Source organism: Alteraurantiacibacter aestuarii (assembly GCF_039523595.1).
Lineage (GTDB): Bacteria > Pseudomonadota > Alphaproteobacteria > Sphingomonadales > Sphingomonadaceae > Alteraurantiacibacter > Alteraurantiacibacter aestuarii.
In genome coordinates, this window is the sequence record NZ_BAAAFP010000002.1 from 102,292 (window position 1) to 115,873 (window position 13,582).

Here is a 13,582-nt window from a genome sequence, read left to right on the forward strand (position 1 = left end):
GGCTGAAGTTGCAGGCTGGCGGGCTAACCCCCCGCCAGCAGGCTGGCATTGCCTCCCGCTGCGGTCGTATCCACGCAGGTCACCCGTTCCGTGGCAAAGGCGGTGATGTAATGCGGGCCGCCTGCCTTGGGGCCGGTGCCTGACAGGCCTTCGCCGCCGAACGGCTGGCTGCCCACCACCGCGCCGATCTGGTTGCGATTGACGTAGATATTGCCCACCCGCGCCTTGTTCTCCACCAGCTTTCGAGCGGCTTCGATGCGGCTGTGCAGGGCCAGCGTCAGGCCAAATCCGGTGGCGTTGATATCGGCGATCACCTGCTCCAGCCCGCCTGAAGGAAAGCGCGCGATGTGCAGGACGGGGCCGAAGTGCTCCTCGCCCACATCCGTGATGGAACCAACTTCGATGATGGTGGGCGGGACGAAATGGCCCTGCGCGGTTTGCGGCGGCAAGTCGCGCTGCCACATGGCAAAACCAGCTGTGCGCATGGCTTCGACATGCACGTCGAGCGCCTGCCTGGCCTCGGCATCGATCACCGGGCCGACATCGGTTGCCAGCTGTGCGGGATCGCCGATCACCAGCGCTTCGAACGCGCCCCGGATCATCGCCAGCATGGTGTCTGCCACATCCTCCTGCAGGTAGAGCACGCGCAGGGCGGAGCAGCGCTGGCCCGCGCTCTGGAAGGCGGACGACATGACATCGCGCGTCACCTGTTCGGGCAGGGCGGAGCTGTCGACGATCATGGCGTTCTGACCGCCGGTTTCGGCAATCAGCCTGCCAATCGGACCTTCGCGCGCGGCCATGGCGCGGTTGATCGCCTGCGCCGTGACGGTGGAGCCGGTGAAGGCGACACCTGAAATGCGCGGATCGGAGGTGAGCGCCGCGCCCACACGGCCATCGCCGATGGCCAGTTGCAGCACATCCGCCGGAATGCCCGCCTGATGGCACAGCTTCACCGCCAGCCTGGCGATCAGCGGGGTCTGCTCGGCTGGCTTGGCGATCACCGTATTGCCTGCCGCCATCGCCGCGCTGGCCATGCCGATGAAGATCGCCAGCGGGAAATTCCACGGGGCGATGGTGGCAAACACCCCCCGGCCATGCAGGCGCAGCAAATTCTCCTCTCCGGTCGGGCCGGGCAAGGGCTGCGGGGCGGCAAACAGCATCCGCGCCTCGCACGCATAATAGCGCAGGAAATCCACCGCCTCGCGCAGTTCCAGCACGCTGTCTGCCAGCGTCTTGCCCGCCTCGCGCTGGCACAAGCTGATGAATTCGGCGGTGTGTGCTTCGAACAGGTCTGCCGCACGGTCGAGCATGGCGGCGCGCTCAATGCCGCCCAGCGCATCCCACGCCGGCTGGGCAGCGCGCGCCTGAGTGAGGGCACTGTCGATCTCATCCGGGGAGGCGGTCTGCGCCCGGCCCACAAGGCTGCCATCCTGCGGTGATCGAACAGGCTCGCCGTCATCGCCCCATTGCGCGCCTGCCAATTGCTCCAGCCTGGCCTGCAAATCCTCGCACACCAGCGGATCGGCCAGATCGACGCCCGCGCTGTTGCGCCGGTTGGGATAGATATGCGCGGGCAGCGGGATGGCTGGATTGCGCATGGGCTGCGTGGCTGCAAGCTGGCTCACCGGATCGCGCGTCAGCTCCGCCACCGGAACATCGGCATCGGCCATGCGGTTGACGAAGCTGGAGTTGGCCCCGTTTTCCAGCAGGCGCCGGACCAGATAGGCGAGCAGGTCCTTGTGACCGCCAACAGGGGCATAGATGCGCACCGGCGTCGGCTGGTCTTCCGCTGCGGCCAGCTCTGCATAGACATCCTCGCCCATGCCGTGGAGGCGCTGGAATTCGAAATCACGTCCGGCAGAGAGCGCCTTCACCGCGCCGATTGTGTAGGCATTATGCGTGGCGAAAGCGGGATAGATCGCATCGCTGGCCGCAAACAGCTGCTCCGCGCAGGCGAGGTAGGAGACATCGGTCGCCAGCTTGCGGGTGAACACCGGGTAATCGGCAAATCCGCCCACCTGCGAAGCCTTGATTTCACTGTCCCAATAGGCACCCTTGACCAGCCGCACCATGAGGCGGCGGCTGTGCTGGCGCCCCAGTTGTGCCACCCAGTCACACAGCGGGACGGCGCGTTTCTGATAGGCCTGCAGCGCCAGTCCAAAACCATCCCAGCCGCCGGAGAACAGCTCGTCATTGCCGACCACAGCCTCGATGATGTCGAGCGAGAGTTCTAGCCGGTCGGCCTCCTCCGCATCCACGGTGAGGTGGATATCGGCATCGCGCGCGGCACGGGCCAGATCGGTCAGGATCGGCACCAGTGCGGCCTTGGCTGCATCGCCGTGAAGGAAATCATAGCGCGGATAGAGCGCGGAGAGCTTCACCGATATTCCCGGCCCGCCCCGCACGCCGCCCGGCTCCTTCGCCAGCCGCGCAATCGCCGTGGCATAGGCATCGCGGTAACGGCTGGCATCGGCGAAGGTCATGGCCGCCTCACCCAGCATGTCGAAGCTGTGGGACAGGCCCTGCGCGCGTTCGGGCGCGGCGCGTTTCAGCGCCTCGTCCATGGTCCGCCCGAACACGAATTGCCCGCCCAGTATCTTCATCGCCTGCAACACTGCCTGGCGGATGACCGGCTCACCCAGACGGCCCGCCGCGCGGCGCAGCGCATTGGCAAGGCCTGCCTCCTCCCGCGATCCGCCGCGCAGCACTTCGCCTGACAGCATGAGCGAGAATGTGGCGGCATTGACGAAGGTGGAACTGCTCTCCCCCAGATGCTCGGCCCAGTCGATCCCGGCCAGTTTGTCGCGGATCAGCGCATCGGCGGTTTCGGCATCGGGCACACGCAGCAGCGCCTCTGCCAGACACATCAGCGCGATCCCCTCCTGCGTGCCGAGGCCATAGGAATGGAGGAATGCGTCCAGCCCGCCGCTGGTGCGTGCGCGGGCGCCTTCGATCAGCCGCGCGGCCATTGCGGCAGCCTCACCGTGCAGCGCCGATGCCTGCGCCGCCTGATCCATGCGCTGGAACAGGCAGGACGCCTCTTCCATGCGATAGGCGGCGCGCAGGGCTGAACGGTCGATCGTCATTCGCGCATCATACCGTCATTCGCGCCGGATCGGGAATGACGAATGCGGGGCTTATTCCGCCACCCATTCATAGCGATAGGCATCGCCGTCTACCTTCACCCGGCCTGCGGAATTGAGGCGGAAATGGGCGGGGAAGCACAACAGGTCCCCTTCGGCGGCGCGCTTCATCACCCGCTGGCGCGTGGCGCTGGCCTGCGGCGGATCGGCATCGAAGGCGAAGGGCAGGTCATAGCGGATCATCTGCAACGGGTGGTGGATCACATCGCCCCAGAAGATCGCAGGCGGGCCGCCAGCCTCGGCATTGATGGTGCAGCAGCCCGGCGAATGGCCAAAAGCAGGCTCCAGCCACACGCCGTCGCCAATCTCGCGGTGGGCGATGAAATCCTCGTCCACCAGCTCGCCCTTGCCGGCATCCATGATCGGCACGATCGAATCGAGGAAGGCTTCCTGGTGGATTTCCTCCCCTTCAGGATTGGTGACGAAGTAATCGTAATCCTTCTTGCCGAACAGATAGCGGGCATTGGGGAAGGTCGGCACCCATTTGCCGTTCTCCAGCTTCGTGTTCCAGCCGACATGATCGAAGTGCAGGTGCGTGCACATGACCATGTCGATATCTTCGGGCGCGAAACCCGCCGTGCGCAGGTTTTCCAGATATCGTGTGTCCAGCTGGTGCACTTCGGGCAGCGAGCGATTCTTGTGATTGCCGCAGCAGCTGTCCACCAATATGCGCTTGCCATCCACCTCGATCACGAAGCTGTGCAGGCCAAAGGTCATGCAGCTGGTTTCCGGATCGTCGGTCAGCTCGTCATCGCTGGGCGTGTACCAGGTTTTCAACCGTGCCAGATCCGCCGCCGTTGCGCCGGGCAACTGCGCCAGCATCGGGGTTGGCGAATCCATCTCATGGATCTTGTGGACCGTCATCCGGCCAAGCTGGATCGGCTTCATTTGTCTCTCCCTCGGGAAGTGATCCTAGTGCGCAAGCCGCAGCCGCGCTAGGCGTGTTTGCGACATGAAGATCATCCTCTCTCGCAAGGGCTTCGATTCCGCTTCCGGTGGTGGACCGTCCCCGATTGTGGAGGGCATTCCGGTCAGCCTGCCGATTCCCGCTGGTGAGGGCAGGCCGGGCGTTCCCTATGGCGATCTGGGGCTGGCGGATCACGCCGCGCTGGCGAGCCGCGGAAGACTGGGCGCGGCGGACCTGGCCCATCACGATCCGATGTTCCTGCCCGATGGCACCTGCCTGTTCGGCCAATGCGGCGCGGCCCAAAGCCACCTTGAAAACTGCGGCGTGGGGGCGGGCGACCTGTTCATCTTCTTCGGGCTCTTCAGGCAGGGCAGGGAAAGGGCGCACCACCGCATCTTCGGCTGGCTGTGGGTGGACGACGTGGTCCGCAGCGGGGAGCCTGCGATGGAGGATCTGCGCGCGCTGGGTCATCCCCATGCACTGGCCGCCCATGGCGCCAACGATGCGATCTATTGCGGGCCGGGAGGAACGGCCCGCAGCAGCCACGCCGAACTGCGCCTGAGCGTGGAGGATGGACCGCCGAGCCTGTGGCGTGTTCCCGCATGGATGGAGCGCAGCGGCCTCAGCTATCATGGCCGGGCAGATCGCTGGCACGGCGACGGCATTTTGCAGAGCGTGTCGCGCGGGCAGGAATTCGTGGCCGATATCGGGGTCGGCGATGCAGGCGATGCGGACGCGCATGAATGGGCGCACCGGATGCTTGCGCTGATGAGCTAGCGAGAGAGCTAGGCGTCGGGGGTTTCCTGCGGCCCGTTGAAGATATTGATCGCCGCGCGGGTGCGGTCCTCAATCTCCTCGCGCGAGAGGCCGGTCTCGATCGGTTCGCCAAAATGGACGCGGATCACGCCGGGCCTCTTCCACATCGTTTCATATACTCGCCCGCTCTCCACCGCCACCGGGATCACCGGCAGTTTCAGCATCTTGTACAAGGCGGCAAATCCCGCCTGCAATTCAGGGCGCTGCCCCGGCGGCACGCGCGTGCCTTCGGGAAAGATGATCATCGGGCGGCCCGCCGCAATATGCATGCGCGCATCCTTCAACATGGTGCGCAGGGCCTTGGCGCCTTCGTCCCGGGCGACAGGGATCGCGCCATAGGCCGCCGCCACCTTGCCCCATCCCGGAATGTCGAACAGCTCCTGCTTGGCGAAGCCTGCGGGATGGTTGAACAGATGCGGCACTTCGATCGCTTCGAAGAAGGATTCGTGCTTGATCGCGAACAGCGCCACGCCCTTTGGGTTGATGCCGGTGATCTCTATCCGGATGCCCAGCAGGTTCTCCACGCACCAGTGATGCCACCCGGACCATGCGTCGCAGATCGGCCGCAGCCAACGCGGCGCCACACGCAGCGCTATCATTGCGCCCAGCACGTGGAACACCGATCCGCCGTAAAAGGCGACGTAGAAGATCAGGCTGCGGAGAACATGCATTGCGCGCCAATACCTCAGGTAAGTGACAGCAGCCAGGCGGCTGCCAGCTTGTGATATTCCAGAAACAGCGTTTTCAGCGACGGTTCGGTATGCACCGCATCGCGCAATACGCTGACATTGTCCGGCAGACGATCTTTCAGCTCCACCGCCGTGCGCTGCATATGCCAGTCGCTGGTGACCAGCCGCAGCGAGACATATCCCTGATCGGCCATCCACTTCGCCGTCTCGCGCGCATTGCCGCGTGTGTCGAGCGCGCTGAACCCCAGCGTGATGCAGCAATCCATCAGCCGGTCCTCGACATTGAACTGGGCGGCAAATTCAGCCGGGCGCACATCGATATCCACGCCGGTCACCAGCATCCGCTCTGCCGCACCAAGCCGCAGCAGCTCCAGCCCGCGCTGGATGCGCCCACCACTGCCGGTGGGCACCACGATAGCATCTGTCCGCTCATTCCCCGCCGGCTGGGGCAGCGCCATGGCAAACCACACAAAGCCCAGAGCCCAGCCGAGCAGCACCACAGACAGGACCCGGCGGATCACAACATGCCCTTGAGCGCGGAGGTCACGGTAAGGCGCGCGGTGACGATGGCCAGCACCGTGCCGATCAGCGGAATGGCGGCGATCATGGCCCAGTCGGTCACTTCCAGTCCGCCCCCTGCAACAAGGCCCGAACCAAGACCGGAGAATTGCTGGCCCAGCAGCAATACCGCGGCCAGGCCCATTGCCAGTCCGGCAAGTCCGCCTGTCAGCGCGTCCATACCGATGGAGCGCTGGAAGATCCCGGCGATCTGTCCGTCCGAACCGCCCAGATGGTGGATGACCTCGATCACCTCCCGGTTGGAGCCCAATGCGCTGCGCGCCGCCAGCCACACGGCTGCGGCGCTGGTCGCAGCCAGCAACACCACCAGCCCGATGGCGAGATATTGCAGCGAGCTGATCGCTTCGAATACCGGGCCAAGCCAGCTGGCCTGGGCATCGACCCGCGCCGATGGCACGCCGGCCTCCAGCGCGCGGGCAATGCCTGCCAGCCGCTCTGGCGTGACTGCGCCTTTCAGCCGCACGTCGATCAGCGCGGGCGTGGGAATGGCATTGTCTTCATCAGCACCCGCCGCCTCACCCAGCCAGGGTTCCAGCAGGGCGGCCAGCTCCGCATCGGGCACGCGGCGGACCTCGTCCACATCGTCCCTGTTGGACAGCATGGCCACGGCGGTTTCAGCCTGACGGTCGCGGTCTGCCGGGGCGCCTTCGACAATCTGCACGGTCAGCCCGCCGGAAATCTCCGAACGCGCATTGTCTGCCAGATTGCTCAGCGCCAGCCCTGCCGCCGCCGCGATCACCGTCAGCGCGATCATGATGGCGATGACCCACGGCATCGGCCCCGCCAGCCGCGCTTGCGGCAGGATTCGCGCGCTGCCACCCAGCTTGCCGCCGCTGCGGCGGTGGAGGAAGGAAGGTGAACTCATGGCGCGGCCGCCTCCCGCCGGGGCGGATAGCGCAGCGCGCCGGTGGGATCGGACAGCCGCCCCTTGTCCAGCCGCATGATCAGCGAATCGGGGACCTTGCGCAGCAGATGCACATCGTGGGTCGCCACCACCACGGTGGTGCCCAGCCGGTTGAGCGCTTCGAACAGGCGCAGCAGCTTGAGCGCCATTTCCGGATCGACGTTGCCCGTCGGCTCATCCGCCACCAGTATTTCAGGCCGGGCGATCACCGCGCGGGCAATGGCCACGCGCTGCTGCTCCCCGCCGGAAAGCGTTTCTGGCCGCGCATGGGACCGGTGCTCCAGGCCCACCCAATTGAGCATGTCGGTCACCGGCTTGCGAATCTCGCCCTCGCTCATGCCCGAAATGCGCAGCGGCAGCGCCACATTGTCAAAGGCGGAAAGATGCGGGACGAGGCGGAAATCCTGGAACACCGTGCCGATCCTGCGGCGGAAGGCGGGCAGGCGGCTGCGCGGCAGGGTGATCACATCATGCCCGAACATGCGGATCATTCCGCGCGATGGGCGCTGCGCCAGATACAGCAGCTTGAGCATGGAGGTCTTGCCCGCGCCGCTGGCGCCGGTCAGGAAATAGAAGCTGCCGGGATAGAGCGTGAAACTGATGTCGCTCAGCACTTCCCGGTCGGTGCCGTAACGCAGCCCGACATTGTCAAACTGGACGATGCTGTCTGTTTCCGCGCTCATGCCGGCCTTCCAGCCCTTTCGAAATTGACGTCATGAACCCGGATTTGGAGGCAAACTAGGCGCGAAGCGATCATCGGCACAGCCTATAGCTGGTGTTCGATGTGGAAAAAAGCCACGGACCGCCGCAACAAACTTGCTCCACAGCTTGTTGGTTGTCTCGCGCTTCCCTAGGAATCAACGCGACGATGATTATCGAGTGTCCCGCCTGCGCAACGCGCTACGTTGTTCCCGACAGTGCCATAGGTGTTGACGGGCGGACGGTACGCTGCGCCAAATGCCGGCACAGCTGGTTCCAGGATGGGCCGGCGCTGGAACTGGCAGAAGGCGCATCGACGGCAGCTGCCCCGCCAGAGCAGGAGCCGGAACCAAGGCCGGAACCTAAGCCCGAACCTGCTCCCCCGCCGCCCGCACAGCGAGCAGCACCGCCGCCTCCCGCCGCACGTGCTCCTTTTGCCGACGAGACGGCCCGCGACGAGGGTGAGCCTCCGTTGGGCCGTGACGATGTGCCGCCGCCGCCGATAGAGCAGGTGCACATCCCCGCGCACGATGATCTGCCGGGTTCCGCCTTCGATGCCCAGCCGCCGTTCCGCCGCCGCCGCAACTGGCTGAAAGTGTGGACCTGGGCCGCGGCCATCTTTGCCATCTTCGCAGCCGCGCTGATCTTTGCCGTGAGTTACTGGGGCCTGCCGGACTGGGTGCCGGTGACACGGCCCGATTTCGCGGTGGGAGAGCCGGACCTGCAGCTCGATTTCCCGATCGACCAGCAGGAAAAGCGCGAAATGCCCAGCGGCATCGAATATTTCGCCATCAACGGCACGATCACCAATATCGGCAATGTCGCGCGCAGCGTGCCGCCGGTGCTGGTGGTGCTGCGCGATGCGCGCGACCGCAAGGTTTTCGAGCTGGAAGTGCGCTCTCCGCAAAGCAGCCTGGGGCCGGGGGAAAGCGTCAGCGTGACGCAGGCGGTCACCGATGTTCCGCGCTCCGCCCGCATGGCCGAAATCGGCTGGAAGGCCGAGTAGGCCACCCTGCACGAAAACTAGTTTTCACCGGGCTTGCAGGGCGCTTGCAGGTTCGGGGGGCCTTTGCTAAGGGCGCGCTCCTACCAGACGAGCGCGCGATTTGGCCGCTTGTTTATCGATGTGCGGTCGTGGCGGAACTGGTAGACGCGCAACGTTGAGGTCGTTGTGGGCGAAAGCCCGTGGAAGTTCGAGTCTTCTCGACCGCACCAAACAGTCAGACAAGCAGACATGATTTTGCCTTCGGGCATCCTGCAGCGCGGAAGTGGCGCAGTTCTGCGCGGTTTGGTGCCATGAAATTCTGAGCCGTGGGCGAGAGACGTCGCTGCCTTGGCCTTAGGGCGGTCAACATCAGCCCAATTCTCTGTCTGGAAATTCCCCGCCCACCCGGATTCAGGAAGATGCGGTGGATCGCGCTCAGGCTTGAAAGCCGAGCAAAGCTTCCTGATCGGCCCAATCGGCAGGCAGCGCTGTCTCGAGCAGCACGGTACGGTTGATCGCTTTGGGCTGGGTGCCTGCAGCAATGGACTCAACAATACGTGGGCTAAGCCAACTCACGCTCACCAGCTTGGCCAGCTGCTTGCGGCAGCGACCCTCTTGGTTTGCAACCTGATTGATGCTGAGTTTCGGGTTGTTAATGACGAGCTGCCGAGCCTCAAGCGCGTCGGCGATTAGCTGGACCAGTTTGTCATTCGGCATACTTCCCCGGTGTTCGGCATCAATCCTGAGCTTGGCCTCGCGGAATGGTTTTCGATTTGGTAGCGGGATGCTCCAGGCGAGCTTACCACCTGTCTCGGCCCCAAGTGCATCCGAGTTCAACTCGATCTCGATCCGCTCGGCGCGAACCTGCAACGCGGTGATCAGATCTTGCAAAATTGCTTCGCGCGAACTTTGGAACGCGAGCCGACAGGCAAGCAACCGACCAGTCTCGAAAATGGTCCGCAGGTGACCCGCTTCTTCGATACCTGACAGTCGGCGCAGTGCATGCTCATCTTCGAGCAGCTCGGTGAGATGCACGATCAAATGTCGCTCGAGTTGGCCCTGCACGAACCGGGTAGCTGGCGGATCGGCAGGCCGGGCCAAATCCTTGCGGGTCTCGTAGTAGGCATAACGACGGCTGCGCTTGGTGGCATAAGTCGGAACCATCGGGCGTCCATGTGGATCGGTCAGGAGGCCGCGCAGCATGGCCTTTTGCGGATCATTGGTAGGGCGCTTCCTCGGCGGTGCTTTCTCACTGAGCTGCGCCTGCACCGCATCCCAGAGGTGCTCGTCCACGATGGCTTCCTGCTCGCCTTCGTGGATATGGCCCTTGTGCACGATCTTGCCGCGGTAGATCGGGTTCTTGAGCAGGTGGAACAGGCTGCCACGCCCAAAGGGAACGCCGCCACGATGGGGGCCGCTTGTACGCTGCTGGATCTTTGTGACGATACCCTCACGGTGCAGAACCCCGATCAGGGCCGGGACCGATCTGACCTCGAGATAGCGGCGCATGATCCTGCGCACCCGCTCGGCCTCTTCGGGCACTGGAACCAGCTTACGATCGATCACTTCGTATCCCAGCGGCACGGGCCCGCCCATCCAGATACCCTTCTTTTTGGAAGCGGCGATCTTGTCGCGGATCCGCTCGCCGGTGACCTCGCGCTCGAACTGGGCAAATGACAGCAGCACATTGAGCGTTAGTCTCCCCATGCTGGTGGTGGTATTGAACGCCTGCGTAACCGATACGAAGCTCGCCTGCCTGGAATCCAGCTGCTCGACGATCTTGGCAAAGTCGGCGAGGCTGCGAGTAAGGCGGTCGACCTTATACACGACGATGACATCGACCAGGCCAGCCTCGATATCGGCCAGCAGCGCCTTGAGTCCCGGGCGAAGCATGCTTCCGCCCGAGAACCCGCCATCGTCGTAACGGTTCGGGACCAGCGACCAGCCCTCATGCCGCTGACTCAGGATGTAGGCTTCGCAGGCCTCGCGCTGGGCATCGAGGCTGTTGAACTCCTGCTTCAACCCGTCCTCGGTCGACTTGCGGGTGTAGACCGCGCAGCGCAGCAGCTTCATCGTTTCGGATCCGTCAGGCCGAAGAACCCCGGGCCGCTGCAATGCGAACCGCTGATGGCCTTGGCGATCGCGGTGAGTGATCGCCATTTCTTGCCATCGTACTCAAAGCCATTTTCCAGGACGGTCACGGTGTGGCGGGCGCCGTGCCAGTCGCGCACCAGCCGGGTTCCGATGGTAAGCTTGCGTGGGGGCAGGCCGTTGCGTCCCCTATCCTTGGGTTGCGCAGCCAGCTCACGCAGTAATGATCTGGTCGAGCGGCTCACGCCGCCGAGCTTTTGCTCCTGCAGCCGATAGGCGATCCCCAGTCGCAGCAGGTCTGGCGACAGACTGGGAGCATGCGCGGCATATCGCCGCGCCCACTCCGCTTTCAGTTCTTCGGTTGGCATCTCTGCGAGCCGGTCGAGGGTAATGTAGGCGCGGCGTCCCATCAGCCTGCCACCACGCGATATACGCGCTCCTCGCCTTCTGCCTTCTCGCTAGTGATCTCATGGCCCTTCTTCTTCAGGCCGGTCAGTGCGGCTCGGGTAGTGTGCGGCAACCAACCGGTAGCAGCCACGATCTGCGCGATCGTGGCGCCCTGAGGGCGTTGGAGCATTCCAAGCACCAAGCTGGACTTGCTGGACGGCTTGGCAGGCTTCGGTTCAACCTGAGCAGTTCGGATGGGCGCAGAATCTGCGACTTCGCCCGCTGGTTTTGGCTCGCGGGCCATGCGGCGAGCGCGCTTCGTAGCGGGCTTGTTCTCAACGGTATCGATCATCGGGTGGTACTCCGTGACGAAGCAGCACCTCGCTGCTCCCAGCACCCAAGGCCCTGCCGATCGCATCGGTCAGGGCAGCAGCCTTGGTTCAGGGCCGCGTTTCACTGACGGCACCAATGCTTGCGGTGACAGGGAAGTCCAATGGATTGTCGGGGTACGGGAGATCTTGGCACGACGTTCGACCAATGACAGCTTTGCGCCCTAATTTCGGCCGTTCGCGCAAGCAAAACGCGATTCCGAAAGCAGCCGCTATCTGACTTCACCGAGTGCCTTTTTGATGGCGCTGGCATAGGGCTTCTTCCGCTGCATTCGCTGATAGCCGTTCCGCTCGGGGCACCGCTCAGGACATGGCGCAACAGGTGTGGTTGGGGCCCCTATGCGGGGGGAACGCGGCGACAGGATTTGGTTTATTCAAGCATCGGAGAGGCGGAGCGTTTGCGCAGACAATGGCGTTAGACCGTCCAATTGAACGTCGACTTGGGAATTCCGAACTGCAGAAGCACATGGTCATAGAGCGTTTGGCCGACCCATTCTGAGGTACTCCATGAGTGTGTATGGGGATGGCCATTGATGAGGATAGTCACAGTCGCCTCTTGGCCGCTGACCGACGCGGAAACCGTTGGATTGAGATGTTCATAATGCGCCGGCCTTGCTGCCATCCAATCGTCTTTCGGCACAACAAGGTGTTCAGCGAACTCGATCTCAGGAAAATCATATACTCTTGTGCCAAGGCCTGGTCGCGGCACTTCAAACCCGAATGAGAAGCGCCAGGTGGTGACTGCTGGATATCCTTCGCCGTGAGCTAGCGAGACAGATCTTGGTATCGCTCGATCGTCTGTGAGCTCGACCGTCTCGCCATCTGAATAAATGAAAAATATGCGATCAAAATTGTGTTTCTGTCCCTTGAGGCCGAACCGCATTAGCAGATCTTCAGCCTCACGAGACTGGCGTCTTGTAGGCCCTGACATTGGCCATGCATCAATCGTCGAGTGATTGTGCAAAAGGAGCCAAATCTCATCGGCGTGGATCGCAGCGCGGTAGCCTGACGCCTTCGCGCTCTTGCTTTTCACCACCTCATGAACCCGCCTGTGCGGTTCGAGTGGGTAGATTGCGAGATCGCCCCTCAAGCCTCCGGGTGATACCCGTGCGGGTGGGAGCTGCCGGTTAATCACACGCATGATGTTACTGCTGGGGAGTTGCGACAGCTCGACGCCTATGACGCGGCCCGCGGACGAGATGCCCAAATCCGGCTTGTCCGTGATGCCATCGATCTCGTGAGCATTGGCATCGAACTTAGACCTAACAAACTCCAGAAATTTCGTGACGAAGTGAGCTTCGGCCTTAGTACGTTCGGGGCGCATGACTGATGCTCTCCATTCTGCGTTGCAATCCCTGCCCGCTGATTGGTCCGAATTAATCTGCCCGATTCTGCCCACGCAGCTAGAAACTTTAGGGATATACACGGTCGACGATCCGCAGGCTTCTCCAACTGAATGTTGACCAACGAGCGCTATGGCCTGGGCGTGGCCTCTTTCAGCTATTTCCGTCGCGGCAGGTTCATTTCGTCCCGACAATTACCACATCATGCGAACGGCCGCGACGGCCGCTTCACTACCAATTCCAGCCGCCTACGACGATGTGTCTGCTTTCGAGGCTAGAGTCCACATAGCGGTCAAGCCGCTTTCGGCCCATCAGTCGCAGTCGCATATATCGCAGAGCGAAATATCGTCAGATATGTAGCCCTCACCATAGCCGACGGGCTGACCGCAATGAATGCACTCCGTCACGGGGGTGGGGCGTGAAGTTGTCTGGGATTTGATTTCACGTCGGCGCTTTTCCTCATGCCAAGCGCGCTTCTCTTCGTCGGTGAAAGGCATGCTGGACCTCCTGCCGTGAGTTTCTCCCCATACGCCTTAATGTCCGGTTTCTAGCTGTCAGCCAAAATTGCAGACGGTCCGCGATCGGCCCAAGCCCAGCCCGTCCCTGCTCTAGTCGAGTGTCGAGAATCTAATATCTTCTGGCTGACTGTC

12 protein-coding genes and 1 tRNA gene are annotated in these 13,582 nt (G+C 63.2%); 3 read left to right on the top strand and 10 right to left on the bottom strand.

What is annotated here, in order from left to right; genetic code table 11:
* Window positions 1–23: 23 nt before the first annotated feature.
* Together putA and ABDZ98_RS04160 are read right to left on the bottom strand one after the other, a co-directional pair.
* Window positions 24–3,086 carry a bifunctional proline dehydrogenase/L-glutamate gamma-semialdehyde dehydrogenase PutA gene (gene putA / locus ABDZ98_RS04155; RefSeq protein ID WP_160589183.1) on the bottom strand — a complete coding sequence of 1,021 codons (3,063 nt, stop codon included), beginning with the start codon at window positions 3,084–3,086 and terminating at the stop codon, window positions 24–26.
* 51 nt (window positions 3,087–3,137) lie between these two features.
* Window positions 3,138–4,031 (bottom strand): MBL fold metallo-hydrolase, encoded by an 894-nt coding sequence (locus tag ABDZ98_RS04160; protein ID WP_160589184.1) that lies wholly within the window; start codon window positions 4,029–4,031, stop codon window positions 3,138–3,140.
* 64 nt (window positions 4,032–4,095) lie between these two features.
* Here ABDZ98_RS04160 and ABDZ98_RS04165 point away from each other — a divergent pair, with 64 nt between their 5' ends.
* Window positions 4,096–4,827 (top strand): Nmad3 family putative nucleotide modification protein, encoded by a 732-nt coding sequence (locus ABDZ98_RS04165; protein WP_160589185.1) that lies wholly within the window; start codon window positions 4,096–4,098, stop codon window positions 4,825–4,827.
* 8 nt (window positions 4,828–4,835) lie between these two features.
* Here the strand turns inward: ABDZ98_RS04165 and ABDZ98_RS04170 are convergent, their stop codons facing one another.
* Genes ABDZ98_RS04170 through ftsE form a run of 4 tightly spaced genes read right to left on the bottom strand, consistent with a single transcriptional unit; the run spans window position 4,836 to window position 7,721 of the window.
* Complete coding sequence (locus ABDZ98_RS04170) at window positions 4,836–5,537, bottom strand: lysophospholipid acyltransferase family protein (RefSeq protein WP_160589186.1); 702 nt, start codon at window positions 5,535–5,537, stop codon at window positions 4,836–4,838.
* 14 nt (window positions 5,538–5,551) lie between these two features.
* Window positions 5,552–6,076 (bottom strand): ElyC/SanA/YdcF family protein, encoded by a 525-nt coding sequence (locus ABDZ98_RS04175; RefSeq protein ID WP_160589187.1) that lies wholly within the window; start codon window positions 6,074–6,076, stop codon window positions 5,552–5,554.
* Window positions 6,073–6,999 (bottom strand): cell division protein FtsX, encoded by a 927-nt coding sequence (locus tag ABDZ98_RS04180; protein WP_160589188.1) that lies wholly within the window; start codon window positions 6,997–6,999, stop codon window positions 6,073–6,075. Before ABDZ98_RS04180 ends, ABDZ98_RS04175 begins: the two co-directional genes overlap by 4 nt.
* Complete coding sequence (gene ftsE / locus ABDZ98_RS04185; RefSeq protein WP_160589189.1) at window positions 6,996–7,721, bottom strand: cell division ATP-binding protein FtsE; 726 nt, start codon at window positions 7,719–7,721, stop codon at window positions 6,996–6,998. The genes ABDZ98_RS04180 and ftsE overlap by 4 nt, the downstream gene beginning before the upstream one ends.
* Window positions 7,722–7,906: 185 nt before the next feature.
* Between ftsE and ABDZ98_RS04190 the strand changes: the two genes are divergently transcribed.
* Window positions 7,907–8,743, top strand: coding sequence for an MJ0042-type zinc finger domain-containing protein (locus ABDZ98_RS04190; protein WP_160589190.1), 837 nt, complete (start codon window positions 7,907–7,909; stop codon window positions 8,741–8,743).
* Between the two features lie 122 nt (window positions 8,744–8,865).
* Window positions 8,866–8,952 (top strand) — tRNA-Leu (locus ABDZ98_RS04195).
* Between the two features lie 205 nt (window positions 8,953–9,157).
* On the opposite strand, the gene ABDZ98_RS04200 is transcribed toward ABDZ98_RS04195, so the two are convergent.
* From ABDZ98_RS04200 to ABDZ98_RS04215, 4 genes are all read right to left on the bottom strand, one after another.
* Entirely contained in the window at window positions 9,158–10,795 is a 1,638-nt protein-coding gene (locus ABDZ98_RS04200; protein WP_160589191.1) for a recombinase family protein, read from the bottom strand.
* Window positions 10,792–11,223 (bottom strand): DUF2924 domain-containing protein, encoded by a 432-nt coding sequence (locus ABDZ98_RS04205; protein ID WP_160589192.1) that lies wholly within the window; start codon window positions 11,221–11,223, stop codon window positions 10,792–10,794. Before ABDZ98_RS04205 ends, ABDZ98_RS04200 begins: the two co-directional genes overlap by 4 nt.
* A complete protein-coding gene (locus ABDZ98_RS04210) occupies window positions 11,223–11,552 on the bottom strand; it encodes a DUF3489 domain-containing protein (RefSeq protein WP_237437295.1) in 330 nt (109 codons plus the stop codon). The genes ABDZ98_RS04205 and ABDZ98_RS04210 overlap by 1 nt, the downstream gene beginning before the upstream one ends.
* Window positions 11,553–12,004: 452 nt before the next feature.
* The gene (locus ABDZ98_RS04215; protein WP_160589194.1) at window positions 12,005–12,913 is read right to left on the bottom strand and encodes a hypothetical protein; all 909 of its coding nucleotides are present in this window, start codon (window positions 12,911–12,913) and stop codon (window positions 12,005–12,007) included.
* Between the last annotated feature and the right edge of the window lie 669 nt (window positions 12,914–13,582).

What these genes read in the sequence shown, in the direction of transcription:
- putA (WP_160589183.1), bottom strand. Translation starts at nt 3,086, where the DNA reads ATGACGATCGACCGTTCAGCCCTGCGCGCCGCCTATCGCATGGAAGAG.
- ABDZ98_RS04210 (WP_237437295.1), bottom strand. Translation starts at nt 11,552, where the DNA reads ATGATCGATACCGTTGAGAACAAGCCCGCTACGAAGCGCGCTCGCCGC.
- ABDZ98_RS04180 (WP_160589188.1), bottom strand. Translation starts at nt 6,999, where the DNA reads ATGAGTTCACCTTCCTTCCTCCACCGCCGCAGCGGCGGCAAGCTGGGT.
- ftsE (WP_160589189.1), bottom strand. Translation starts at nt 7,721, where the DNA reads ATGAGCGCGGAAACAGACAGCATCGTCCAGTTTGACAATGTCGGGCTG.
- ABDZ98_RS04190 (WP_160589190.1), top strand. Translation starts at nt 7,907, where the DNA reads ATGATTATCGAGTGTCCCGCCTGCGCAACGCGCTACGTTGTTCCCGAC.
- ABDZ98_RS04205 (WP_160589192.1), bottom strand. Translation starts at nt 11,223, where the DNA reads ATGGGACGCCGCGCCTACATTACCCTCGACCGGCTCGCAGAGATGCCA.
- ABDZ98_RS04200 (WP_160589191.1), bottom strand. Translation starts at nt 10,795, where the DNA reads ATGAAGCTGCTGCGCTGCGCGGTCTACACCCGCAAGTCGACCGAGGAC.
- ABDZ98_RS04215 (WP_160589194.1), bottom strand. Translation starts at nt 12,913, where the DNA reads ATGCGCCCCGAACGTACTAAGGCCGAAGCTCACTTCGTCACGAAATTT.
- ABDZ98_RS04165 (WP_160589185.1), top strand. Translation starts at nt 4,096, where the DNA reads ATGAAGATCATCCTCTCTCGCAAGGGCTTCGATTCCGCTTCCGGTGGT.
- ABDZ98_RS04160 (WP_160589184.1), bottom strand. Translation starts at nt 4,031, where the DNA reads ATGAAGCCGATCCAGCTTGGCCGGATGACGGTCCACAAGATCCATGAG.
- ABDZ98_RS04170 (WP_160589186.1), bottom strand. Translation starts at nt 5,537, where the DNA reads ATGCATGTTCTCCGCAGCCTGATCTTCTACGTCGCCTTTTACGGCGGA.